The 24,541-nt window shown below is 57.6% G+C and carries 20 protein-coding genes; 6 read left to right on the top strand and 14 right to left on the bottom strand.

The window, feature by feature from the left end; all coding sequences use genetic code 11:
- Positions 1-22: 22 nt before the first annotated feature.
- Together ABVR31_RS20010 and ABVR31_RS20015 are read right to left on the bottom strand one after the other, a co-directional pair.
- A complete protein-coding gene (locus ABVR31_RS20010) occupies positions 23-6,001 on the bottom strand; it encodes an autotransporter outer membrane beta-barrel domain-containing protein (RefSeq protein ID WP_372774251.1) in 5,979 nt (1,992 codons plus the stop codon).
- Between the two features lie 300 nt (positions 6,002-6,301).
- Entirely contained in the window at positions 6,302-7,429 is a 1,128-nt protein-coding gene (locus ABVR31_RS20015; RefSeq protein ID WP_058759114.1) for an acyltransferase family protein, read from the bottom strand.
- 570 nt (positions 7,430-7,999) lie between these two features.
- Here ABVR31_RS20015 and ABVR31_RS20020 point away from each other — a divergent pair.
- Entirely contained in the window at positions 8,000-8,800 is an 801-nt protein-coding gene (locus ABVR31_RS20020) for an SGNH/GDSL hydrolase family protein (RefSeq protein WP_372774253.1), read from the top strand.
- Between the two features lie 168 nt (positions 8,801-8,968).
- Positions 8,969-9,379 (top strand): GNAT family N-acetyltransferase, encoded by a 411-nt coding sequence (locus tag ABVR31_RS20025; RefSeq protein ID WP_372774255.1) that lies wholly within the window; start codon positions 8,969-8,971, stop codon positions 9,377-9,379.
- A gap of 323 nt (positions 9,380-9,702) precedes the next feature.
- Here ABVR31_RS20025 and ABVR31_RS20030 read toward each other — a convergent pair whose 3' ends face one another.
- Entirely contained in the window at positions 9,703-10,647 is a 945-nt protein-coding gene (locus tag ABVR31_RS20030) for a cupin domain-containing protein (protein WP_372774257.1), read from the bottom strand.
- A 99-nt stretch (positions 10,648-10,746) separates the two neighbouring features.
- On the opposite strand from ABVR31_RS20030, the gene ABVR31_RS20035 reads away from it, so the two are divergent.
- Positions 10,747-11,493 carry an SDR family oxidoreductase gene (locus ABVR31_RS20035; RefSeq protein WP_021509071.1) on the top strand — a complete coding sequence of 249 codons (747 nt, stop codon included), beginning with the start codon at positions 10,747-10,749 and terminating at the stop codon, positions 11,491-11,493.
- Here ABVR31_RS20035 and ABVR31_RS20040 read toward each other — a convergent pair.
- Together ABVR31_RS20040 and ABVR31_RS20045 are read right to left on the bottom strand one after the other, a co-directional pair.
- Positions 11,490-11,918, bottom strand: coding sequence for an NUDIX hydrolase (locus ABVR31_RS20040; RefSeq protein ID WP_372774731.1), 429 nt, complete (start codon positions 11,916-11,918; stop codon positions 11,490-11,492). The two genes, ABVR31_RS20035 and ABVR31_RS20040, sit on opposite strands and share 4 nt — an antisense overlap.
- 80 nt (positions 11,919-11,998) lie before the next feature.
- Positions 11,999-13,147, bottom strand: a complete 1,149-nt coding sequence (locus tag ABVR31_RS20045) for a CynX/NimT family MFS transporter (protein ID WP_372774259.1) — start codon at positions 13,145-13,147, stop codon at positions 11,999-12,001.
- Between the two features lie 110 nt (positions 13,148-13,257).
- Here ABVR31_RS20045 and ABVR31_RS20050 point away from each other — a divergent pair, with 110 nt between their 5' ends.
- Positions 13,258-13,746 (top strand): MarR family winged helix-turn-helix transcriptional regulator, encoded by a 489-nt coding sequence (locus ABVR31_RS20050; RefSeq protein ID WP_059011261.1) that lies wholly within the window; start codon positions 13,258-13,260, stop codon positions 13,744-13,746.
- 87 nt (positions 13,747-13,833) lie between these two features.
- Positions 13,834-14,373: a cytochrome b561 gene (gene cybB, locus ABVR31_RS20055; protein WP_031280003.1), complete on the top strand. Its 540-nt coding sequence runs from the start codon at positions 13,834-13,836 to the stop codon at positions 14,371-14,373.
- 72 nt (positions 14,374-14,445) lie between these two features.
- Here cybB and ABVR31_RS20060 read toward each other — a convergent pair whose 3' ends face one another.
- The 4 genes from ABVR31_RS20060 to ABVR31_RS20075 form a co-directional block, all read right to left on the bottom strand.
- The gene (locus ABVR31_RS20060; RefSeq protein WP_132463053.1) at positions 14,446-16,386 is read right to left on the bottom strand and encodes a methyl-accepting chemotaxis protein; all 1,941 of its coding nucleotides are present in this window, start codon (positions 16,384-16,386) and stop codon (positions 14,446-14,448) included.
- 463 nt (positions 16,387-16,849) lie between these two features.
- A complete protein-coding gene (locus ABVR31_RS20065) occupies positions 16,850-17,179 on the bottom strand; it encodes a YebG family protein (RefSeq protein ID WP_150058968.1) in 330 nt (109 codons plus the stop codon).
- A gap of 76 nt (positions 17,180-17,255) precedes the next feature.
- The gene (locus ABVR31_RS20070; protein ID WP_010618046.1) at positions 17,256-18,050 is read right to left on the bottom strand and encodes an SIR2 family protein; all 795 of its coding nucleotides are present in this window, start codon (positions 18,048-18,050) and stop codon (positions 17,256-17,258) included.
- Positions 18,047-18,607, bottom strand: a complete 561-nt coding sequence (locus ABVR31_RS20075) for a non-canonical purine NTP pyrophosphatase (RefSeq protein ID WP_010618047.1) — start codon at positions 18,605-18,607, stop codon at positions 18,047-18,049. The genes ABVR31_RS20070 and ABVR31_RS20075 overlap by 4 nt, the downstream gene beginning before the upstream one ends.
- Positions 18,608-18,979: 372 nt before the next feature.
- On the opposite strand from ABVR31_RS20075, the gene ABVR31_RS20080 reads away from it, so the two are divergent.
- Positions 18,980-20,338, top strand: coding sequence for a putative bifunctional diguanylate cyclase/phosphodiesterase (locus tag ABVR31_RS20080; RefSeq protein WP_372774263.1), 1,359 nt, complete (start codon positions 18,980-18,982; stop codon positions 20,336-20,338).
- Between the two features lie 117 nt (positions 20,339-20,455).
- On the opposite strand, the gene ABVR31_RS20085 is transcribed toward ABVR31_RS20080, so the two are convergent.
- The 5 genes from ABVR31_RS20085 to ABVR31_RS20105 are packed head-to-tail and all read right to left on the bottom strand — an operon-like array spanning position 20,456 to position 24,537.
- On the bottom strand, positions 20,456-21,367 hold the full coding sequence (locus ABVR31_RS20085; protein WP_141495934.1) for an ABC transporter substrate-binding protein: 912 nt from the start codon (positions 21,365-21,367) through the stop codon (positions 20,456-20,458).
- Entirely contained in the window at positions 21,367-22,161 is a 795-nt protein-coding gene (locus tag ABVR31_RS20090) for an amino acid ABC transporter ATP-binding protein (RefSeq protein WP_372774265.1), read from the bottom strand. The genes ABVR31_RS20085 and ABVR31_RS20090 overlap by 1 nt, the downstream gene beginning before the upstream one ends.
- Positions 22,145-23,071 (bottom strand): amino acid ABC transporter permease, encoded by a 927-nt coding sequence (locus ABVR31_RS20095; protein WP_141495932.1) that lies wholly within the window; start codon positions 23,069-23,071, stop codon positions 22,145-22,147. Before ABVR31_RS20095 ends, ABVR31_RS20090 begins: the two co-directional genes overlap by 17 nt.
- 11 nt (positions 23,072-23,082) lie before the next feature.
- Positions 23,083-23,595, bottom strand: a complete 513-nt coding sequence (locus ABVR31_RS20100) for a GNAT family N-acetyltransferase (RefSeq protein WP_141495931.1) — start codon at positions 23,593-23,595, stop codon at positions 23,083-23,085.
- A gap of 9 nt (positions 23,596-23,604) precedes the next feature.
- Entirely contained in the window at positions 23,605-24,537 is a 933-nt protein-coding gene (locus ABVR31_RS20105; RefSeq protein ID WP_021509058.1) for an ABC transporter substrate-binding protein, read from the bottom strand.
- Between the last annotated feature and the right edge of the window lie 4 nt (positions 24,538-24,541).

Below are 24,541 nucleotides of genomic sequence, written 5' to 3' on the forward strand. Positions count from 1 at the left end.
CGTTTAAGGTGGTCATTTACGTTTAAAACGACCAGCGCACCCCGGCATTGTAGCGCCAGCCTTTGACGCCGTTGCCGGCAATCTCTTTGCGGTAATCCGCCTCGGCATACAGCGCCACGTTGTTGATCAGCGTCGCCGTGCCGCCGAGGCCGACGTCCCACATCTGGCCAAATTTGCCGCTGCTGAAGCTCTGGCTCAGGTCGCTGTCGCTGGTGCCGACCCTGACCTGCGGTGTACCGCCCCAGCCGCGATAGTAGTTTGCGCGCAGATACGGCGTGTACTGGTTCTGACTGCTGTCCTGCCAGCTGCGCGCCACGCGTGCGCCGAGCCGGCCAATGGTTTGATCGTAATCGTTATAAGAGACGCGCGCGCCGTCATCATCGGTAAAACTGTCCATGTTCATACGCAGCCAGCTAACCTGTGCCTGCGGTTCCAGGCGCACATCACCCGCCAGCATCAGTGGATAGCCAGACTCGACTGACGCCGTCCAGCCGTGCCCTTTGGGTTTGGCGACCGCTTTCTGCCGCGCAATGTCGGTTTCGCCACGGTAGCCGCTCCAGCTCAGCGAACCATCTACATACCAGCCACTGCTGCGCAGCCAGGTGCCATAAAGTGACAACGTATCGCTATCAAAGCTGGTGGAGCTGTACCCGTCAGCGGCATGCGGGCGAATGCGCGTGTTGCCGCGCGTATAGGCGACGCCGCCACGTACGCTATCTTCAGCGCCATCGGCGCGCAGCAAATTGCCGCCGAGCTGTACGGCGCTGTAGTTGAGGTCGAAGTCATAACCCCAGGCGTCCAGGCCGCGATTGCTTCGATACTGCAAATCCGAACCGAGGTAGCGGATAAACATCTCTGCGTTGTCTGCAGGCTGCTGGCGCAATTCGCCGAGACGCTTATGCAGATCGTCAGTGACTGCCAGCGAGTAGTACGCCAGCCCGACCGGTGCGGAGATCCAGGACGGCACCTGCGGCGTAACCGCCGGACGTACCGCCTTCACCGCACTGCCCGCCTGCGGCTGGCACAGCGAGCCATCGCTGCAGATGAAATTGTTTGCCAGACGATAGTCCCATACGTTGCCGCCCGCGCTACTGCCCGGTGCAAAACTGTACAGACCATACTGCCACGGCCCGGCTGCCACATAGCCATTGCTCAGCCTGAAGCTGTCGGCGCTGGCGCTGCCGGTCACCTGCGCCAGCGAAACGCCTTCGCTAGCGGCAATAACGTTGTCACGATTGCTGTCCAGCAGCCCGCCGCCCTGCAGGCGGTCATCCACCCAGGTCGTGCCGCTGGCGTTACCGTTAACAAGCAGCACGTCGCTGTGGGTGGCTGTCGAATTGAGTTTCAGGCGGCCCTGCGCGGAGGCCAGACTACCTTCGATGGTCAGGGTATTTGCCGCCAAATTGCCACCGTTGGTCAGGTCGAGCGTGCCTGCATTATTCACTACCAGCGAATCATTGCTGGCCCCCTGCAGCCGCGCGTTAACGCCATCGCCGGCGAACAGCGTGGACCCGGCATCGATATTAATGGTGCTGTGCGCCAGTTTAATGTTGTCGCTCAGCGTCCACTGCGTATCGATGAAGTTCAGCGTGCTCCAGCCCGCGCCGAGGTTGGTGCCTTTGGTGAGGTCGTCCTGCCGGAACGAACCGCCGCGCGCATTGAGCTGGCTGAGGTTCAGCGTGCTATCCGCGCCGCCGCTGGTGATATGACGGGTCTGGTTCAGGCTGATAGCCTGCACCGTCGCCTGATTCGCGCTGCCGTCACCCATACTCAGGCCGCCATCCAGCGTGCCGCCCGTAACCAGCAGCGTATCGCTGCCGTTGCCGGTGTTCACTTCGCCCGTGACTTTGCCCGCCAGCAGTGCCACCACATCACGGGTCGCGCCGCCCGCCACTACCACCTGATCGGCGTACGGCGCATCCAGCGTGCCCTGGTTGATAAACACCGTCTCGCCGCCGCGCAAATCAATGAGCGGTGCGACGCGGCTTTGTGAGCGGATGGTGCCCTGGTTGATCACCTGGCTGGCGCTGCGGGTGACAATCGCCGAACCGCCATCGGCATCGCGGATATCAATCAGGCCCTGAGCGATCACCCGTCCACGGGTGTTGGCACGCACGCCGGTGCCGCTGCCGTTGACTTCAATGCGGTAGTCGCGCCCAATCACTAAATCGTTGCCCGTGGTCGATCCATCTGCGTTTTCGAAACGATAGCCGGTACCGCCTGCGCCGACGTGAATCTGCGCGCTGCCCGCCGGATCGAACGAGGTGGCAGAGCGAATGCCGGTGCCACCATTGGCCTTGAAGCGCACATTACTCAGCGAAATATCACTGATGCCGGCGCGATTGTTCAGCGCAGTGCCGCTGCCGTAAGCGCCGATGATGATGTCGTTGGCTTCAAAGCGCTGCGCACCGCTGTCGAGCAGCAAACCATCGGCTTTGCCGTAAGCCGCCAGCGTGCTGGCCCCCTGCCCGTCGCCGTAAATTTTCATCGCGCCGCCGGAGCCCACGCGCAGCGCGGCGGTGCCGTCATTCACACGTAAGGTACTGTCGAGCGGGACATACTGGCCATAACCGCTGCTGACATCCACGCCGGTGCCGTTGGCGACGCTAACCGTGCCTCGGTTGATAAAGTTACCGCCATCGTGCACCCGGGCCCCGGTACTGTTGCGGCCACGCAAATCCACTACGCCCTGCTGCTGATTAAACAGGCGCGCGTCGCCGCTGACATCAAACGCCGTGGCGTTGTGCCCGGTGCCGGTGATGAGCGAGGCGGCGTAGACCTCGGTGCCATCGCCTGTCGCCTGCGCGCCGAGGGTGTTTTTGCCGTTCAGCGCGATTAGGCTGGTAATGATCCCCTGCGCGCGATCGCTGGCGCGCAACACGGTGGCACCCTTACCGGTGACCTGATAAACATCGGTGCTGGATACCAGCGCATCCGTCCCGCTGACCACGATGCCGGTGCTGTCCCTGCCGCTCAGCGTGACGTTGCCAAAGCCCTGGTTGTACAGCCACGCGCCGTTGCGGATTTCATACAACGTCGAGTTACGACTGCTGACATCAATCGGGCTGCCGTTGACGATCAGGCGTGAGCCGGGATCGAAAGCCTGATAGCCGATCTGCTGTGCGTCATGGAACACCACGCGGCTGTTCGTGCCCAGCGTAATACGACCGCCGGCAAAGGCTTTCGCGCCGACCACGTTATCGCCGTACAGATTAATCGTGCCGTTCTGGTTAATCCGCCCCAGCTGGTGATACGAGACCGCACCGAAGGTGGTGGTTTGCTGGGTGCTCTGACCGCTGTAGAGATTAAGCGTGCCGCTATTGTTAATCTCCGTCAGGGTTTTGCCGTCGCCGGCGCCCGGATAGCCATCGGCGAACAGTGCCCGGCCGTTACGTAAAATGTTGATATCGCCGCGGTTGTCGACCGTTGCGCCATACTGCGCGTAGATACCCGTTACGCCTTCACCCCGCAGGGAGATCGCGCCGCGATTCACCAGCCGCGCATGATTCATCACGGTAAACGGCTGCTGGTTATTGGCGCGGCCGTCTATCGCCGCCTGATTGATCAGTAAAGTGTTCGGGTCGAACTGCGTATTAGGGTTAACAACGTTACCCTGCAGCGTATAGCGATTACCGTCAGCGATGGCGACGCGGGCATCAGACCCGTTGAGGTGAATACGCGTTGCGGCATCAATGGTGGCGCGGGCGCCATCAGTAATGGTCAGCCCGCTGGCAAAGCTGGCGATGTTCAGCGTCGCGCCGTGGGTATCAATGTCGGTGCCGGCACCGCTGCCGTACACACCGGTCGCAAACGGGCTGTTCATCGACAAAGTCAGGCCGCGCCCGTCAAAATCCGCTCCCTGCTCGACGCGAAAAATCGTGCCGTTCCACACGGAGGCGCTGTAGCGGCCGTTGGCCGGCAGATTAATGCGCGCATCCGGGCCGATACGGTAGAAACTGATCTGTCCGCTATCCAGCATGCTGTCGCTGCCGCTGGAGGTGGGAATGGCGCGGGCGCTAACGTTGACCGTTGCCTGGCCTTCAGCACGAATCCCGATGCCCGCTTTGCCGCTGAGCCGGATTGGGCCGGTGATATCGGCACTGGCGTGACCGCCCGGTTCGCCAGTTACCCACACCGCCGTATTGTTGGTGCCGCCAAAGCGGTCGGCGTCACCCGCCACGTTGATCGCGCCGCTGGAGAAGGCGTGCGCCTGATTGCCCGCCGTGGCGATCACTTTCAGGCCGGTGCTGTTATAGCCATTCAGATTGAGGGTACCGCGGTTGCCCACCTGGCCGCCGCTGCCGGAATCCATCGCCAGCATGGCGATATTTTCGCGCGGTAGCGCCTGCGCCATACCGTTGACGTCGATAACACCGTTATTCAGTGACACCGCGTTGGGCCCGGCCTCGATGCGCATGCCAACCGCGTTCTCGACTTTTGAGCCGATAACAATACGGCCATCATTGATGGCACGCGAGTCGAGCAGGCCGGAAATGGCGCTGATGCCACCGCCGAGGCTGACCGCGACATCCTGCGTGACGTCGCCCTTATGATTTTGCGGTGTGCGGCCGAGGTAAATCGTGCCATCGCGCGCGTTGACGAAGCTGCCCTCGCCGCTGAAACTCACCGCTGCTGCTGAGGAGCCGTTCGCCACATCGTGAATGCCGATGTTAATATTGCCGTGGTTGACCGCGCTGCTGCTGCCGAGAAATAAGCCGGCGGTGCCCCACGGCGCATCACCGATATGCACATTGAGCACGCCATTGTTGCGGAACTCACTGTCATAAATCGCTGACACCGCCGTGCCCGCATAGCCGAGGGAATCCTCCGCCACGCCCCGTCCATTGGCGGCGTTGAAAAAACCGCTGTTGATGACACCATTATTGATACCGCGCGCGCCGCTGATCAGCTCCAGCGCGCCCGCTTCGGATGAGAGCGCGTTACTGGTCGCCAGTTTTCCGGCGATAATCGCCGTTGCACCGTTGCTGGCGCGCATCACGGCGCTGGCGCTGTTGGCCACTTCCAGCGTTTTGCCGCGATTGATTTTCACACTGGCTTTCGCGCCATCGGCACTCAGCACCACCTGATCGCCCAGTGCGGCAGCCACTTCATCATCGTAATTACCGGTGCTCATGCGGTAAACCATACGACCGTCGCGCAGGCTGAACGCCTGGTTCAGCGCGGCGTTATAACTTTCCGGGCTCAGGTTGCCGCCACTAATCTGGTCAATCAGCCAGTCGTTATAGTTCCGCAATTCATTGAGATTACTGACGTAGTACGCGTTGCTGCTGCCATCCCTGAGCGTGACATCAAACAGACCGGCGTAGGTCACCACGCCTCCGGCATCAAATGCCAGCCGATCGCCACCGTACGGCGGCGTGGCGGCGGTAAAGCGGATGCGGTTATTACTGTCCCAGTTAATCTGGCCGTTATTACTGCTGGCAAATAACTGACTCTGTTTGGCCGCCATTGACCAGCGATTGGTGCTGGCGTTAGCGGCTGCGCCTTGCTGACCAATATTGATATTTAACCGGCCATTAGTGACTGTCGCCACGCGCGCATCAATATATTGCTTATCGTTCACATCATAATAATCTGGCACTACCGTAGCGCCATTAATTTCCGCCGGCGCAATCATTTCCGCACTGTTATAAACCTGATAGACACGATAACTGCCTGTTTCTTCATCCGGAATACCAATAGCGTAATTTTGTGCGCCGAGTTGCAGGCGGGGCTCGCCGATTAAATTGTCATTAATAATACGCCCAACCTTTTGTAGTTCACCCAGCGTGACGCTGCTCATGCCACTTTCTCCAGCGGTAAAGCGCGGCACGCCGCTTAGCGTCTGGGTGGAACCATTACATAAGCAATAAGCGCCAACTTTATTGTCGTTGCGCTCGGGAGTGAAAGGTTTTAATACCACCGCCGATACCGGTGTGGCAGGCAGCATTAAGCCCTGCGCAGCAAGCAGGCTCAGCAACAAAGGATTTAATTTAAACACACTATTTTCCTCACCAGAGAAAAAACAAATGCCGCACAGCGAATGCGCAGTGCGGGGAAATAGCGAAGCGAAATATATTGTCGTAATAGCTTACGGCTGGAAATCCGTTGAAATGAGTATTACCGCGATCAGGTTAAAACGTCCAGTTTGACTTAAGGAATTGTGATGACGGCGATAAGCTTTAGGAATTGCGCTAACGGCCTGAGATAATTATCTGGAACTAAAAATGCGGAAAATGGCAAAAATCAGATGGCGGGAAATAATACCCGGCACGCCAGTGGCTGCCGGGCATGATGACAATTACAGTCGCGCTTCGACCGGCACCGCCACCTTTTTATCTTTCGGCTTGAGGCCAAACATGAACGAGGCGAAGCGTGAACGTTTGACGATGGCGTAACACACCGCGCTCAGCGCAATGCCGAGGGCAAAATCGATCAGGACATACAGGACTGACAGGTTATCCGGTAACCAGACATCCAGCAGCCATGAGAAAATGATCACCACCGGATAGTGCAGCAAATAGATGATCAGCGCGGAATCCACAATCGCCGTCAGAATGCGACTCTCTTTCACGTTGATACGTTCGAAGCTAAACACCAGCCAGTAGGACAGCATCACCGACAGCACGCTGCCCAGCATCACCGGCACATATTTCATCACCCCGGTGATGTGGTTGTGCGCGACAACATAGCAGGCGGCCCACACCGCCAGCACCAGCGCGGCCACCAGCCAGCCATTCATCAGTTTACTGTTGGCGTACCGGGCAATTTTCTCGCGGTTGACGTATAACGCAAAACCGGCGGTGTAATAGACGAGGAAACGTGCGGTCACCGGGATGAGCTCGACAAATTCACCGCGGCCTTTCACCAGGAACTTCAGCACGAAGCAGGCGTTACCCAGAATCACCAGCGTGGCGATCAGCATTGGCAACGACATTTTGCCCAGCTGACGGGCGCTCCACTGATAGAACGCGCCAGGTACCAGCAGCGACATCACCGACAGCGACACGAGGAACCACAGGTGGTGCATCATGGTATAGCTATTTAGCCAGCCTTCGAGACTCAGCGGGGTGTTATTCATCTGTCCCGCGATAAAATACATCAGCGGCGGAATAAACAGATAGGCTGATATCAGCGGAATCAGGACGCGCTTACGGCGATTATCCGTAAAGAATTTCTGCCCTTTGCGCAAAATAATCAGCGCGGAGAACATGCCCGAAAGAAAGAAGAACACTTCCATCCTGAAGGTGTGCACCATGCTCAGCAGTGCCGTGAATATTTCCGAGGGATCGCGCTGCGCGACATAATACCAGCCATTCTCACCCGGTAAACTCCGTGAGGCGTGTAATAACACCCCTTCCAGAATTAGGCCGGCACGCAGCAGATCCAGGCCAATATTGCGGCTGGATAAAAAGGATTCTGTTTTCACATTGCACATCCTGAAATGAGTTGTAACGCAATCATAATGATTCAGTCAGAATGCTAACACCGGATTAATCTGTATACATTATGTTTAGAAACGTTTCGGAATTTCGCCATAGTGTAAAGAATGTCACTGTGCAATGGCTATAAAGCTTAAGCCAGAATGTTCTGATGGTAAAAGTTATCGTCAGGCAGTGCTTATTCGCAGCTAACCGCCGAATAAATAGTGAAAACCCGATACTATACAATAAGTTATGTATTATCCGTCCCGACTCGCAGTGCGAAAATTCGCTAATCAAACCGCGTTATGTCCTGAAGCAACCATGATGTTTTAAGCAGGCGACAATGCGGGATTTTCTGGCTGAAGGGAGGCTATCAGGCAGGGATGTTTTTTACCTGATTGAATTTAAATAACTTTTATTCAGCAAGCGGCTTTTTTCTCAGAGTTGACCTAATTTTCACCCGACAACCGTGCTTTCGGATTGTTGACCCGCAATCTCCCCTGTTAAGGTAATTCGCTTACGGTAAACAACCGATTCTCCATGTAACCTTGAGTATCAAAAGGCGGAAATTTGTTATGCAACGAGCGCTATCTGGCATCGTCACTTTGCTGATTACCACAGCCTCTCTGTGCAATACCGCATTCGCCGAAAGCGGCAAGCCCGATAATAACTTTATTATTGAAGCCTATGGCGGTTCCAGCACGCGTGGCGCTATGGCGATAAAGGAAAATGGCAAATTGCGCGCAATCTATATTAAAGACAATGAAATTGCTCTGATTAACCAGTGGTTACAGGAGAAGTACGGCGATGGCATCCGCGTCGTGAATAAAGGCGCGTCCTCATCGCAGGCCATGGACCTGTTAAATGGCAAATATTTCTACAAGAATAATAAAAGCTGGCGCGAAGAGATGAAGAAATCGCCGGCAAAAATCATTTTGCTGAATTTTGCCACCAACGATGCACGCCATTTCCATTTCCGCGATATAGAAAAGGATTACCAGGTTAGCCCGGATAAATATACCCAGGTGATGACACAGCTGATTACTATTGCCCGTGAAGAGGGTAAGCAGGTGATATTACAGGAGCCGCACCCGATTTGTGGCCGCGCGGAGAAATGGCACGTTGCACCTTACGTCACCAAACTGGACGCGCTGGCTAAAGCGGAGTCGGTGCCGCTGGCGCGTCAGTATCAGCGCATCCTGCAGATGAAAGACTGGCAGTCGCTGATGTCACCCGACTGTATTCATCCGTCCGAACAGCTGTACCGCATGAAAGCAGAGGAAACGTTTTCGGTGCTGGTCTCCCACTTTAATACCGAGCTGGCTGCTGCCGGGCATGGCAAAACCCCGGATGGCGAGCAGGTGGCGAAACGCTAAGCCGGTGATTGGCTGACCGGTAAAAACGGCTTAACGCGATAGTGTAGCGGCATATTAACGGTAGTCTTTACCACCACGCTGTGTTATCCCTCGGGTTGTCGCGGAGGGATAACAATGAATATCAGTTTACTGAGCCAGTGTCCGCAGTTGCTGGATACGGTGGCAACAATGCTTCATCAGGAGTGGTCCGGGTTTTCTCACTGGCGCGACCGGAGCGCCATTCGTCAGCGCCTGCTGATGCGCAACGCGCAGCCGGCAAAAACGTTTACGCTGGTCGCGTTGAATGCAGAAAATGAAGTGCTTGCCACCGCCAGCACGATTCTTCACGAGCTTGATGACATCCATGAACGCCAGTTCTGGATGGGCGAAGTACTGACTGTCGCGGCACACCGCGGTAAAGGCGTGGCCTCTGCTCTGGTATTGCGTTTAATTGAAGAAGCTCGCCAGCGCCACATGCCAGAGTTGTGGCTGTACACGCCGGATCAGCAGGCATTTTACCGTCGCTATGGCTGGCAGGAAATCGAGCAGCGCATCGTGTCGTCAGAACAAGTTAGCGTGATGCGAAGGGAAATCTTTTAAGGAAAAGAAACAGAGGCAATTGTGCTCCCCGATGAAGTTGTAATTCTTTGTTTTAACGATGCTTTGATTTAAAACGATTCTTGTATGGTCGTATGTTGGCTACACAAGTATTCCCTGGTCGCCATAAATAGCGACCCTACGGGTTAATTGCACGGTTTTGTAATGTGTTTTAGGTCGCCATAAATGGCGACCCTACAGGGTAACGGCACGGTTTTGTAGGGTGCGCATTGATGCGCACCGGCTTTAACAGGGTATTTTTGAACTGAACGGCATTGCACGCTTTATGGCGGCCCGTTTTACGCTGGCGGCCACTGCGGGCGTGATTAACTTACCTGGGCGATTGCTGGCTCAGCTTCTGCGGTGCCGCTGCGCCGTTCCGCGCCAGCGAAGCCGGTCGGCGTCTGGCCGGTGAAGCGGGTGAAAGCGATGCTGAAGGCGCTGGCAGAGCGGTAACCCACCCGTTCAGCCACGTCGGCCACTGACAGGCGGCTGCTGCGCAGCAGATTTTTCGCCAGCGCCATGCGCCACGTCAGCAGATATGCCATCGGCGCCATGCCCACTGCATCGCGAAAACGCACGAAAAACGCCGAGCGCGATAGCGCCGCGTGTTTCGCCAGCTGGGGTACTGTCCAGCCATGGGCTGGCCTGGCGTGGATGGCGCGAATCGCCCCGGCCAGCCGCTCATCGGCCAGTCCCCGCATCACGCCAGGCGATGCATTCGCCGCGGGCATTGCGCGCAGCGCCTCGATCAGCAGTAATTCCAGCAAACGTTCCAGCACGATCTGCCGTGCCGGACGCTGTGCACGACACTCATCCCTGACCAGCTGCACCAGCGTGGTCAGACGCGATGCGCCATGCACATGAATAAACTGTGGCAGCAACGAGACAATCAATCCCGCGTCGGGTGCGGCAAACTGGCAGTAACCAATCAGCGTCTGTACCTCGGCTGGCTGCTGGCGATCGCCAAGCCACACTTCGCCCGGCGCAAGCATCTCCGGCACAGAATCAGGCGCATCTGCTGCCGGTGGCTGCTCGCTGGTCATGCAAAACTCCCACGCAGCCGGAATCAGGACAAAATCCCCCTGCTCAAGCGCAACCGGAGGATGACCTTTCATTTCCAGCCGGGTGCGCCCCTCCAGCACCACGCAGTAAAACGGCTGGCCGGTCTCACTGCGCTGCACACGCCATAATCCATTGGCACGCGCGCGTTTGGAATAAGCCGCCCCGGGCTGTAACAGTGACACCATTTCGGCGAGCGGATCGATCATAATGGACTCCTGCAAATGAAACCAGGACTGTACGTTGTAGTGAGTCCGGTAGTGGCACTCTATAGTGAGCTCTTACCCAACGCAATGCAGGAGTGAACCATGAAAACCATTTTAATCACCGGCTGCTCTTCTGGTTTTGGTCATGCTACCGCGCTCTGGTTTCTGGAGCGCGGCTGGAAAGTCATCGCCACCATGCGCACCCCGCGCGCCGAACTGTTTCCCGAATCCGCCCATCTGCGACTGCTGCCACTGGATGTCACCGATGCCGCCAGCATCAGGCAAACGCTGGCTGAAGCAGGAGAGATTGATGTGCTGGTCAACAATGCCGGCATCGGATTATTAACCTCGCTGGAAGGCGCGCCGATGTCCTCGGTGCGGGAAGTGTTCGAAACCAACACGCTGGGCACCATCGCCATGACGCAGGCGGTCATCCCGCAGTTCCGTGCGAAAAACAGTGGCATGGTGATCAATGTGACCTCGACGGTGACGCTGAAATCCCTGCCGCTGCTGGCGGTTTATACCGGCAGCAAAGCGGCAGTCAACGCCTTTACCGAGTCGCTGGCGCTGGAACTGCAACCCTTTAATGTTCAGGTGAGACTGGTATTGCCCGGGCTGGCACCCACCACCGACTTTGGCAAAAACGCCCGGCCTCGCATGGAAAACACCTTGCTTGAGCCTTACCAGCCGATGTTTGATGGCATCATCGCCGGCATGCAACAGCCTCAGCCAACCACTAAAGCACAGGACGTTGCCGCTGCCGTGTGGCGTGCCGCGACCGATCCCGCCGCACCGATGCGCATCCCGGCCGGAGAAGATGCCGAAGCTTCGATGAAGCAATACGGTTAGCGATCTTTACGCTGGGCCAGCGCCTGCAGTGCCGCCAGACCGTCGCGCGCCAGCCAGCTTTGCAGCGGGGCAAACAACGGTTCAGGCAGCGCCTCAGGCGCGAACCAGTGCCAGCCTGCGCACTTATACGGTTCCCGCAGCTGCGGCTCACCGCTGGCGTCCGGCGCCACCATCAGCAGCGTAATATAGTGGCGGTTGACCGCCGGAAACACATCGCTGACGAAGGCGCCGTTGTGTACGCTGTGCAGCTGTAAACCGGTCTCCTCCAGCACTTCCCGCCGCGCACAGGCTTCCGGGGATTCACCAAACTCCAGGTGGCCGCCCGGCGCCGACCAGTCACCGGCACCGTGGCTGCCTTTACGCTGGCCGAGCAACAGCTTGCCATCGCGGAAAATTAATACGCCAACACCGACCTGCGGGGACATCATTGCTCCTGATTTATCGATCCTCTCACTCTGCACGGTTTATAAAACAGCGTATTCCGTCTGACAATGGTTTCCTGCCGTTATCGCTGGGGTTTGAGTCGCAGCGCCATCAGCATCAGTAGCAACACGCCCGCCGCCATGATCTGCCACGCACTGTCGAGTGATGCCGCGCGATCGCGCACAATGCCGGCCATCAGCGGCATCAGCGCGGCCAGTATATAGCCGCCGCCCTGCACGAACGACAGCAGCGCAGTGGCTTCTTCCGGCGTATGGGCATGATCAAGCGTGACAATCAGCGATAGCGGAAACAGCGTACCAATCCCCAATCCCAGCAGCAGCGTCGGTAACCAGGCGCGTTCGCCGCCCAGCCACAGCAGTGCGATCAGCCCCAGCAGGATGGAAGCCAGCACCAGCAGCAGCGGCCAGCGGCGATCGCGGCAGCGATGAATCAGTGCGGAGAGCATAAATCCGGCGGCGACTTCGGTCAGGGTTAATGCGCCCAGCACGTAGCCGCTCTGCGCCGGCAGCCAGCCGTGTTGCATGTAAAATGGCGGCAGCCACGCCAGCACCAGCGTGTAAGCACCGGTGCCGATGCCAAAAAACAGCATCAACAGCCAGGCGCGCGGCGTGCGGTGTACGCCGCCGGCCGGTGGCGTGTTTACTCTTGTGGTCATAGGTTGCAGGCGCAGCCACAGAATCAATGCGATCAGCGCCGGTAGCGACGGCAGCATCAGGGCGATCGTCAGTCCGGCATGGCTGGCGAGCGGCGCGGCGCTGGCTGCGGCCACTGCAGCTCCGGCCATAATACCGGTGGTGAACAGTGCCATTAACGTACCGGCACGCGAGGCGAAGTGACGCTTGATGAGCGCGGGCATCAGCGCCTGAATCAGCCCGATGCCGCAGCCCGCCAGCAGCGCGCTGGCGGTTAGCATGGTGGCACTGTGATCAACGCCACGCGCGCCACCCGCGAGCACCAGCACTATCAGGCCAGCGGTAATCCCGCGCGCTTCACCCAGCCTGCGCAGCAGCAGCGGCCCGGCCAGCGCCGCCAGCCCCATCATAATGACCGGCAGCGTCGTCAGCAGGCTCAGCTGTGTGGCACTGAGCCCTGCATCGTGCTGCAGTTGCAGGAACAGCGGTCCGATGGCCGCCATCACCGGACGCAAATTTAGCGCCACCACAAAAACCAGTAAAGCAAACATGCCAATAGCAGGTAAGGTACGATTCACATTCTGTCTCCATACGCCAAAGTATCTTAACGTTAAGATACTTTGCGGAAGAACGATAGCGGGTGCGCACAAAGCGACACATTGCCCGCCGTGAACTGATGAGAATTAACATGACTGACCACGTAGATTTTGTCGTTGCGCAATGGGCCAGCGCCATGCCGGAGCTGGACGCCTCTTCCATGGCGATTTTTGGCCGCATGCTGCGCCTGATGAAGCATCTGGCGAAAAAGCGCGCTGAGGCGCTTGCGCCCTTTGGTTTTCGCGACGGCGAATTTGATGTACTGGCTACGTTGCGGCGTGCCGGCGCACCTTACCGGCTGTCGCCCACGCAGCTCTACAAATCGCTGCTGGTCACCTCCGGTGCCATGACCAACCGGCTTAACCGGCTGGAAGAAGAGGGATTGATTGCGCGTGTTGCCGATGCCGATGATAAGCGCAGCATGCTGGTGACGCTGACGCCGGCCGGGCTGGCGAAGATTGAGCAGGCGCTGCAGGTGCATACGCAAACGCAGAACGCGCTGCTGGCCACGCTGGACAATCGGCAGCAGCAGCAGCTTGCCGCCCTGTTGCGTCAGCTGTTGCAGACAGCCGAACAGTAAGCCGGACGGGATGTGGCAAAAAATGAATTAATTCAGCGCGTTTTTCGCTATGTTAAGCATCCCACACCGCTTATTTTCGGACTGGCTATGCGTAACAAATATGCCCCTGCGCAAATCTTTATTCACTGGCTGACGCTGGTACTGGTGGCCACCGCTTACTGCACCATGGAGTTTCGCGGCTTATTCACGCGCGGATCCTGGCAAGGCTACACCATGATCGTCGGACATTTCAGCGCCGGCAGTTGTGTGCTGTTGCTGATGCTGTCACGCATTGTGCTGCGTTTTCGCCATCGCAGCCCGAAAATCGAACCCCAGCCGCCACACTGGCAAACCGGACTGGCGCATCTGATGCATCTGGCGATCTATCTGTTCTTTATCGTGCTGCCGATTCTCGGCATCCTTTCGCGCTTCTACATGGGCCGTAACTGGTGGATTTTCGCGATTCCGATGCCGGTCAGCGCCAGCCCGGATCCCGATTTTGCCGATATGCTGAGCGACTGGCACGAAACCCTCGCGCCATACGGCTACTGGCTGATTGGTCTGCACGCGGCGGCCGCGCTGGTGCATCATTATCTGATTAAAGACAATACGTTGCTGCGCATGATGCCGTCACGGCGAAACGGATGAAAGGAATAAGACGGTCGCCTGATGTGGCGACCGTCCTGATTTACGCGGCGTGCCGGCGATCGGTCACCGACCTCAGCTGAGGTGAAAACGTCCCACGGTATGCGCCAGCTGTGCCGCCTGGTCTTCCAGCGAACTGGCGGCGGCTGACATCTGCTGGACCAGCGCGGCGTTCTGCTGGGTGGTGCCATCCATCTCGTTCACCGCGATCGTTACCTGGCTGATGCCGCGCGCCTGCTCGTCTGACGCGGTAACAATCTCGCCGATAATAGTGCGCACCGAGTTTACCGCCTGCGTCATCTCCTGCATGGTTTTACCGGCATCCTGCACCAGCTGCACACCGCTGCCGACGCGCTGCCCGGACTCTTCAATCAGCGCAGCGATATCCTTCACCGCATTGGCGCTGCGCTGTGCCAGATTACGCACTTCCGACGCCACCACGGCAAAACCGCGTCCCTGTTCCCCGGCGCGCGCCGCTTCAACCGCGGCGTTGAGCGCCAGAATGTTGGTCTGGAAGGCGATGCTGTTGATAATGGCGGTGATGTCGCCGATTTTCTTCGCGCTGTCGTCGATTTGCGCCATGGTCTGCACTACCTGGCCCACCAGTGACTCACCGCGGCTGGCGATGTGCGTGGCGTTATCGGTCAGCGTCGTCGCCTGATGCGCGTTAGCAGCGTTGTGTTTCACCGTCGCGGTAATCTGCTCCATGCTGGCGGCAGTTTGTTCCAGCGCGGCCGCCTGCTCTTCGGTACGTGACGCGAGGTTGAGGTTGCCGCTGGCGATTTCACCCGCGCCCTGGCGCACCGACGCGCTGGCATCCTGAATCTGCCCGACAATCTCGCGCAGCTGGTTTTGCATGGTGTGCAAGGCGAAGAACAGACTGCTATTGTCGCGCGCTTTCAGTGGGATGGCGTTATCCAGTTTGCCATCGGCCACCGCCAGCGCAATGGTGGCTGCGGTCAGTGGCTCACCGCCAATCGGCTTCAGCACTTTGCGACTGAATACCAGCCCAAGCAGTGCGCACACCACCAGGATACTGATCACCATTAAAATCACCGCGTTAATCAGCTGACGGTGCGCCGCTTCCATCACCTTGCTCACCGGGGCCACCACGCCGAGATACCATTTCTGATCGCTGTTACCGATCACCACAGGCCGCCAGGCTACCAGCGCATCCTCGCCCAGAATAGCGTCATGCTGTTCGGTGACCGTGCTGCTGAAATTATGCGTGTCGCCCTTCCAGGCTTTGCTGGTCTGGCTTTTGTCCGGATAAGACACCACATTGCCCGCGCTCGAGAGCAGCATGGCGTAACCGCTGCCTTCCCACGGTTTGATGCTGTTCACTTTTTCCTGCAGTGACGCCAGTGAGATATCGGACGTCACCACGCCCCACAGTTTGCCCTGGCTGATAATTGGCGCGGCCACCGAGGTCAGCAGCGTTGGCACACCGTTATAGGCATAGCTATAAGGTTCGATCAGCGTATCTTTCTGGCTTTTCTGCGGCAGCAGATAGTAATCGCCCTGGCCTGGCGTAAAGATTGAGGTCAGCGGATGCAGGGCAAAATTGCCGCCCTGGTCGCGATCGACGAAATAGGCGTAACGTCCTTTAGGTGCCGCGCCAGCCTGAGAGGCAAACTCAGCATCGCGTCCGTCAAACGCGTTTTCTTCGAAGATGACCGATATAGAGAGATAGTCCGGATTATCACGCAGTGCAGAGACCAGCAGCTTATCGGCCACTTTACGGTCCTGCACGCCGGCAGCCGGCAGAGCAATCAGACTGTGGCCGAGGTTGTGTGCGACATCGCGTGCGTAACTCAGCTCCTGCTGGATTTGCAGCGCCTGACTCTGCGCAATCTGCTGTAAGTAACTTTCCGCCAGCGATTTTTGCTCATTGCTGGACTGCCAGCTGAGCACGCCGATAGTCACGGCGAAGCCGAGGGTGATGGTTAAGGCACCCGTCAGCAGCATTTGTGTGCGGGTGCTCATTTTTTTCTTATTAGATACGGTTGTGGCCATGTCGGCGCTCCTGGTGTTGACACTTTATTACTGAAAAAGAATCACGCCCTGTGCACCTGCATCCCTGTAATCACTCTATCGGCGCACAATCCGGGAACTTGATGGCCTGGCAGGTCCGATCAGAAAACCATCAACCGCTGTTGCGGCGTCGGGTCGCCATTAAAAACGCTAAGACGATGCAGTAAAAAAGAGGGAATTTGATCTGGCGCAAGATCGCCACTTCGTTGTGCTGTCAGGTTATTGCGTACGGGCGCAACGCGCCGCATAACAAGAGGAATGCAACATGGCAGGTAAATTGAGTCTGGCAGGGTTAATGGTGGTCTGGCTGGTGTATGTGGCGTGGATGATCAGTTACTACTCAGGCACCTTCTCTCTGTTCACGCACTGATCCTTAGCACGGATCCCAGGCCAGCACAGAGGCTGGCCCGGATTCAGCAGCAGTAAAAAGCGAACAAGCTGTTACTCAGGCGGCTTTGACCGCACGCACCTTCTTCTCTTTTTCCGGCACAGCCGTATCGCTGTAGTCAGCAGCGGTTTCGCCGCTGTCTTTCACCGCGTCCGGCAGTTTGCTGGTGCGCAGAATGTGTTGCACCGCGTCTTTCTGTTCGGCCAGCAGCATGCCCAGCGCTTCGGCCTGGGCCTCATCCATCGCTGGCTGATGTTGCTGCAGCCAGTCGGTGAACGCGTCGGCCATATCGAGCATCTTGTCCCATGCATCTGCGTCTTTTTTATTGGCAAACGTCATCTTCTCTTCACCCTTTCTGACCACAACATATTTGGTTTCGACTGCCATGATGCACCTCATTTACTGTGTTTATATACAGTATATTTCATTCGGCTTTTTTTCGCCAACGGTTTCTGCTTGCCGTTTAAGCCAGCAGCTCTTCGAGGAAGGTTGCCAGCGCTTTGCGCGGATCGTCCTCTTCAGACACGATCATCTCAATGCCCCACTGCCCCAGTACCTCTTTCGCCACCGGATTATTACGGTTGGTGAACAGGTAGGATTTAGGCCGTGCGGTCGCCAGCCCGGTGCGGCCCCACATCTTGGTCAGGCGATAAAACAGCAGACGGATATTGAAATCGCTGATGCTGTAGCCAACAAACAGCACGGAGTTACCCATAACATCATGGGTCAGTTTGATATCCAGCGGCGAGTCAAAATAGAGCCGCTCAAAGTAGCTGCTCTCATCCAGCACAATGGAGGTATCATCGTCAAAGTCGCCATGGAGTTTAATAATATGGCGCTTATCTTCGGTCAGCGACACCAGATCGGCGGCATTAGCGACCTTGCTGTACGGCACGTTGTGCGCTTCATGCGCCATCTCCAGCCAGCGGTCGTAATTAGTGGTATAGATGCGCGAGAAATTGCCCTGAGTGATCATGGTGTGGATTTCAGAGCTGCGTACGTCGATGTCCGGACGGTGCCACTCGCGATCCATCCAGCTGCGCAGCGGGCCGAGCGAGCCTTTGCGCTGTTTGTAATACTCCGCCAGCGACAAATGGGTGCCGTAGGTATTGAAGATCTTCGGATCGTAGCCCAGTTCATTAGCCAGATGTGCAATCAGCTCGTGCCACTCCGGCAGTCCGAGATTGCGTGAGATGCCCGCACCGGCGAACAGAATCAGTTTGCCGGCATCGTAAGCGCGTTTGAGTTCCGGTTTCATGCCAGTCCCCGCGAAGTTTTCAGAAAGGTGGCAAAGCGATCCAGCGCCAGGCGGCGCATCGAGATTTCGTTTTTCAGTTCGCCCATTTCAGCGAACGTCTGGGTGTGCCCTTCGGGGATAAACACACAGTCCCACTGAAACTCACGCGGCCCCGCCGGCTCTCGTGCAATGGTGCCGCGCAGCTGGCCTTCAAACTGGTACATTTTGCGCCCGTCACAGTAGCCGAGGACGGTTTTGGCGGTCACGCCCGGACTGTCCAGCCCGTTCACCAGTTTGGTAAAGCGTTCCGCATTCAGCCGGCTCCAGAAGATGCGCGTCAGACCGGCGGGCAGGCCATTGAGCCCATCCAGATAAAGACCGGTATGCTCGACAAACAGCGGGCGGCCAATGATTGAAAAGGCTTTAGTCAGTTTGTCACGAACCAGCTCCACCTCATTTTCGGTCTGAATCTCTTCAATACGGCGCGCAATGGGCACCACTTCGACACCCACCGGCTCAAGGATGGTACGCACCTCGGCCAGCTTGAGTTCATTAGCAGATAAGAAACGAATTTTCATTGCAATCAGTATGTTGAAAGTGGGTTAGTCCAACCTGGTGACGCGTATCCGGCTGCGGTTCCGGCTGTTATTGTCCGGCACGCTGTCGCCGCGCCGCGTGGTCATTCTACTCTGCGGCGACGTCACTGGCGAGGAACAATCGGGCCGCGCTGCGCGCGCCTTCGCCGGTATAGCGCATCGCTTATCGCTGGCGGCGTTAAATATTGCGCCTGAATGCGTTAATAGCGCTATTTGACGCCGCTTATGTCAAATATAAAAATCCGCGCTTAACGCGCAAATAATCTGAAAACAATTATGACAGTCGTCTCGCTTAAATATATTATGTGGCGTTTACACCTTCACGCGTCATGACAATAAAACCCGGAACCGTTTATGGACCCTTTGTTGAGTTCAGCCTGGTCGCGCATCCGTAATCTGCCCTTCATTCTGCAGGGTGATAGCCCGGAAAAAAAGCTCCGCCTGACGCTGCTGATTGCCGGCGTCGCCAGTATCGTGGCTGGTATCTTTATGGCAACCCTGAATTTCAGTCGCGGTCATCATGACATTGGCTGTCTGTATATCGCCAGTATAGCGCTGGGGGGCTACATCATCATCGGCGCCTTCAGCGACCGGCTGGAGCGGCATCTGGCGATCATTACCCATGCGTTATTATTTACCATCATCGTGCTGTTGCTGGTGGATAATCATCACGCTGCCGGCAAGCGTTCAGAATATAACTATCTGGTGGCCTTGATCATCGGTTCGGCACTGGTGTTGCGCCAGCAATCCTTTTATCTGAGTAAAATATTTCCGCTGCTGTGCCTGCTGTGTTATCTGTTTTTTGTCACCACCGGTTTGACCTGGGAAAATAATCGTTTCCATCTGAATATTCCGCAGGAAGCCGTTTTTACCGTTTTCAATTGTGCAGTGCCGGTGACGGCATTGCTGTCGACCGTGTTCACCTATGGCGGCAATTATTCCGCCACCGATCTTATCAAGCGCGAGCTCGCGTCCGCCATTGAGCGCCAGCAGCTGGAGCTCTATTACCAGCCGCAGGTCGATGGCGACAAAAATCTCATCGGTTTTGAAGCGCTGCTGCGCTGGAAGCACCCGGAGAAAGGCTTTATCTCGCCGGAAGTGTTTATTCCGGTAGCCGAAAAAAGCGGGCTGATTATTGATATTGGCAAGTGGGTGCTGGAGCGCATGCTGCAGCAAATCGTTGAGTGGGATCGCGTGCTGCGGCTGCCCCCGCTGGTGTTTTCCATCAATATCAGCCCGCTGCAGTTGATGCACCGCGACTTTACCCATGACACGCTGCTGACGCTGTCGCATTACAAAATCCGTCCCGAGCGGCTGAAGTTTGAAATTACCGAGACCACCTTTATTTACGATCAGCAGCGCATTGGGGATGTCATTAACCACTTCAGCCAGTTAGGGATTAAGTGGGCGATCGACGATTTCGGCGTCGGTTACTCTTCGCTTAAGTCGCTGAGTGATTTCGCTATTGATGATATTAAGATTGATAAATCCCTGATCATGCACATTTTTGAAAACGAATCGGCGGCGATTGTGGTGCAAAAGACCATTGAGCTGTCGCGCGCGATGGGGCTGAACGTGCTGGCGGAAGGGATTGAGAGCGAGGAGTATTTCGAGCACCTGCGCAATAAGGGCTGCCATTTATTCCAGGGCTACCATTTTGCCCGCCCGCTGCCCGCCGCCGAAGCATTGCAGTGGATAAAAAAAGCAGGATAAACCAGGCGAGCCTTCATTTTTTAAGCCGGTGCGCAGCAATGCGCACCCTACGAAAGCCCGTGCGAGCTGTAGGGTCGCCATTTATGGTGACCACACCGTGCGCCTGACCACCCCGCCCTAATTATCCTGATAAACAATCCCGGGCGGATTAACCTGCGAAATCTCCACCGCCTCGCCCTCTTCACCCCATCTTGCCAGCACCTGGTGGTACTGGCCACCAGCGATAGCGCCGTTGATCGCCTGCTGCAGCGCCACGTCCAGGCCATTGCCCTTCTTCGTGGTGACCGCCACCCAGGCGCGAAACGGTCCGTGCCCGACAATTTTGGTTTGCCCGCGCGAAGCCACTTTCCACGCCGCCATGGCCTGCGGGCCGAATGACGCATCGGCCCGGCCAGAGAGCAGCGCCAGCGTGGCGGAGGCATCATCGTTGAGATAAATCGGCTGCACCGGGGCAAGGCCCTGCGCCCGATTCTTCTCATCCCAGCTCAGTAAGATTCGCTCCTGATTGGTACCGGAGCCCACAATAATCCGTTTGCCGGCCACGTCTTCCCGGCGACGAATCGCGCTGATTTTACTGTCCGCTTTCACCGCGAAGGCGTGGTTATCCGCGCGATAGGTGGCGAAATCGAATTTCTGCTTGCGCTCCTCGGTCACCGCGATATTAAACATCGCCACATCATAGCGCCCTGCCGTGATGCCCAGCGGCCAGTCCTCCCACGCCGCCGGCACCAGCCTGAGTTTCAGACCGAGGCTGTCGGCCAGCAGGCGCGCAATGTCCGGGTCGCTGCCGATCAGCGTTTTATTATCGGACGCCCAGAGGCCAATCGGCGGTGAATTATTGGCTGAAGTGGCGACGGTTAAATAGCCGGGGTGAACAAAATGAAATCCGGCGGGGATCTTCGCGATCGCCTGCGGATTGGCCGCCATGGTGATCGGCGTTTCGTTATGACTGGCGTCCAGCTGTTGCGCGCCTGTCGCGGGTGCCGCCAGCACCGCACCCGCCAGCGCGACTATGATCACTTGCTTCATTACAGCACCCGGGCGAGGAAACGTTTGGTGCGCTCATGACGCGGCTGATTCAGCACCTGCTGGCTGCTGCCCTGCTCAACCACGCGCCCGTCAACCATAAACACCACGTTATCCGCCACTTCGCGCGCAAAGCCGATCTCGTGCGTGACAATCACCAGCGTGGTGCCGGATCGCGCCAGTTTTTTAATCACATCCAGCACTTCGCCCACCAGTTCCGGGTCGAGCGCCGAAGTCGGCTCATCAAACAGCATCACGCGCGGGTTAAGCATCAGCGCACGCGCAATCGCAATGCGCTGCTGCTGACCGCCAGAGAGATGCCGCGGCCAGGCATCGGCTTTGTGCCGCAGGCCGACCACATCCAGCAGCTCACCGGCGCGATCGATCGCTGCCCGGCGCGACAGCTGACGATGGGCAATCGGCGCTTCAATCAGATTTTCCAGCACTGTCAGGTGCGGAAACAGATTGAAGTTCTGGAACACATAGCCGACGTTGATGCGCTGCCGCAAAATCGCCTTCTCTTTCAGCTCATAGAGTTTATCGCCGCGCCGCTGGTAGCCGATGTAATCGCCATCGATCTGAATAAAGCCTTCATCCACGCGCTCCAGATGATTGATGGTGCGCAGCAGCGTCGATTTGCCAGAACCGGACGGTCCGAGGATCACCGTCACCGAACCGGGAGCCAGCTCAAGCGACACCTCATCCAGCGCTTTATGCCGGCCAAACGTCTTGCTGACGCCGGTAATACTGATGGCGCCGGCGGTATGCAGATAGCGGTAATCAATGGCTTCGGACATGAGACAGCTCCTCGTTGACGGCAGGGTTCACGCTGCGGTTACGCCACTGGCGCCAGCGCGAAGGTTGCGGTTCACGCGTGACGCTGCGTGCCAGCCAGCGCTCGACGCTGTGCTGCAGCAGCGACAGCACGGTGGTGATGATCAGATACCAGGCGGCCCCGACCATCAGCAGCGGGATCACCTGCTGGGTGCGGTTGTAGATCATCTGGATGGTGTAAAACAGCTCGGGCATCGCCAGCACATACACCATTGAGGTGCCCTTGGCGAGGCTGATGATCTCATTAAAGGTGGTGGGAATAATCGCGCGCAGTGCCTGCGGCAGAATGATGCGAAACGTGCGGCGCGACGACGATAATCCCAGCGCCGAAGCGGCCTCAAACTGACCGTGATCGACACCGAGAAACCCGCCGCGAATAATCTCCGCGCTATACGCGCTCTGCACCAGCGTCAGGCCAATCACCGCCGCCGGGAACTGGCCGAGCACGTTGATGGTCTGGAAGTGCCCCCACGACAGGGCGGTGAACGGAATACCGAACGACAGCGTGTCGTACAGGTACGAGAAGTTATACAGAATGATCAGCACCACAATCAGCGGCAGCGAGCGAAACAGCCAGATATAGCCAAACGCCAGCGTGCTCAGCAGCCACGATGACGAGAGCCGCGCCAGGGCCAGCAGGCCGCCGAATATCAGGCTCAGCAGCGTGCCGCACAGCGTCAGCAGCAGCGTTTGCCCCAGGCCATTAAGGATCACCGGATCGAAAAACCAGCGGGCAAACACGCTCCACTCCCAGCGCGGATTAAAGGCCACGGAATCGATCACCGCCGCAAGGATAAATAGCGCGATGATGGCACCGACGGTACGCGCCGGATAGCGTGCCGACACCACGGTCAAAGGTTGTTGCTTACTCATGGTGGCTCTCCTTAGCTGGCCTGCGCCACGTTGTGCACATCAATGACTTTGAGAAAACGCAGCCGGCCATCGTGCGGCGGCTGGCCGTAAATCTCCATATCTTCGCGCAGCTCAAACTGCGGCTGATAGCCGTGGCCGATATACAGCTGTACCGCTTCCGGCTGACGGAAACCGGTGGTGAGAAACACGCGCTGATAGCCTGCGCGCAGCGCCCGGCGCTCCAGTTCCTGCAGGATCAGCAGTGCCAGTCCCTGACGGCGCAGGTCACGCCGCGTCCAGATGCGCTTCAGTTCGGCGGTGGTAGCATCCCACGGTTTGTAGGCGCCCATGGCGATGATCTCACCGTCGCGCTCCAGCACGATGAACAGCCCGCGTGGCGGCAGATACCACTCGATCAGCTCAACTTCATTGTGTTTCCTGAAGAAATCGCCGTAGCGTGCTGCATATTCACCAAACAGACCGTCAAGAATCGGCTGCAGCTCCGGCGCTTCCGGTGACACTTCGCGGAAAAATTGCTGGCTCATGCCGCCTCCTTAATCGCCCAGTCCGGGCGGATTGATCTCGGAACGATCCAGACGCTCCACGCCTTCACCCCAGCGGTTCAGCACCTTGTCGTAGTCACCGTTTTTGATCACGCCGTTGAGCGCGGTGTTGATTGGCTGCACCAGCCCGTTGTCTTTCTTCACCGTCACCGCGATGTGCGCCGCCTTCGGCCAGCCGCCGTCCACGCTACCCACCAGCCGGGTCTTTTTGGTCAGCGCCGCTTTCCATGCGCCAATCACGTTAGGGCCGAAGTAAGCGTCGGCGCGCCCGGCCTGTAGCGCCAGCGTCTGCGCAGCGTCATCTTTGGTATAAACCGGTGTGAAAGGCTTCAGTCCCTTAGCCTGATTCTCTTTATCCCAGGCCAGCAGGATGGCCTCCTGATTGGTGCCGGAGCCGACGATGATGCGCAGGCCGGCGATATCTTCTGCCTTGCTCAGCGAGGTAATCGGGCTGCTGGTTTTCACATAGAAGCCCAGCGAATCTTTACGGTAAGTGGCAAAATCAAAACGCTGTTTACGATCTTTGGTCACCGTCACGTTGGTGATCGCCGCGTCATATTTGCCCGATGCCACGCCCAGCGGCCAGTCTTCCCACGAGGTGGGCACGATGTTGAGCTTCAGCCCGAGGCTGTCGGCCACCAGACGCGCGATATCCACCTCACTGCCCAGCAGCGTTTTATTGTCGTCGCTGAATACCGTGAGCGGCGGCGAGTTGAGTGCCGCCACCGCCACGGTGAACGATCCCGGCACGGCAAATTTGTGGCCCGCCGGAATTTGCGCCACGGCGGCAGGATTCTCTGGTGTGTTGATGGGCGTTTTATTGGCGGCAAGACTCACCTGCTGGCCATTGACGGCCACGTCCTCGGCCAGTGCCGCACTGCTCAGGCTCAGTAACAGCAGCGCAATCAGGGATTTTTTCTGCATAGCA

Origin of the sequence: Pantoea sp. WEP (assembly GCF_041678305.1) — a bacterium.
GTDB classification, from domain to species: domain Bacteria; phylum Pseudomonadota; class Gammaproteobacteria; order Enterobacterales; family Enterobacteriaceae; genus Pantoea; species Pantoea dispersa.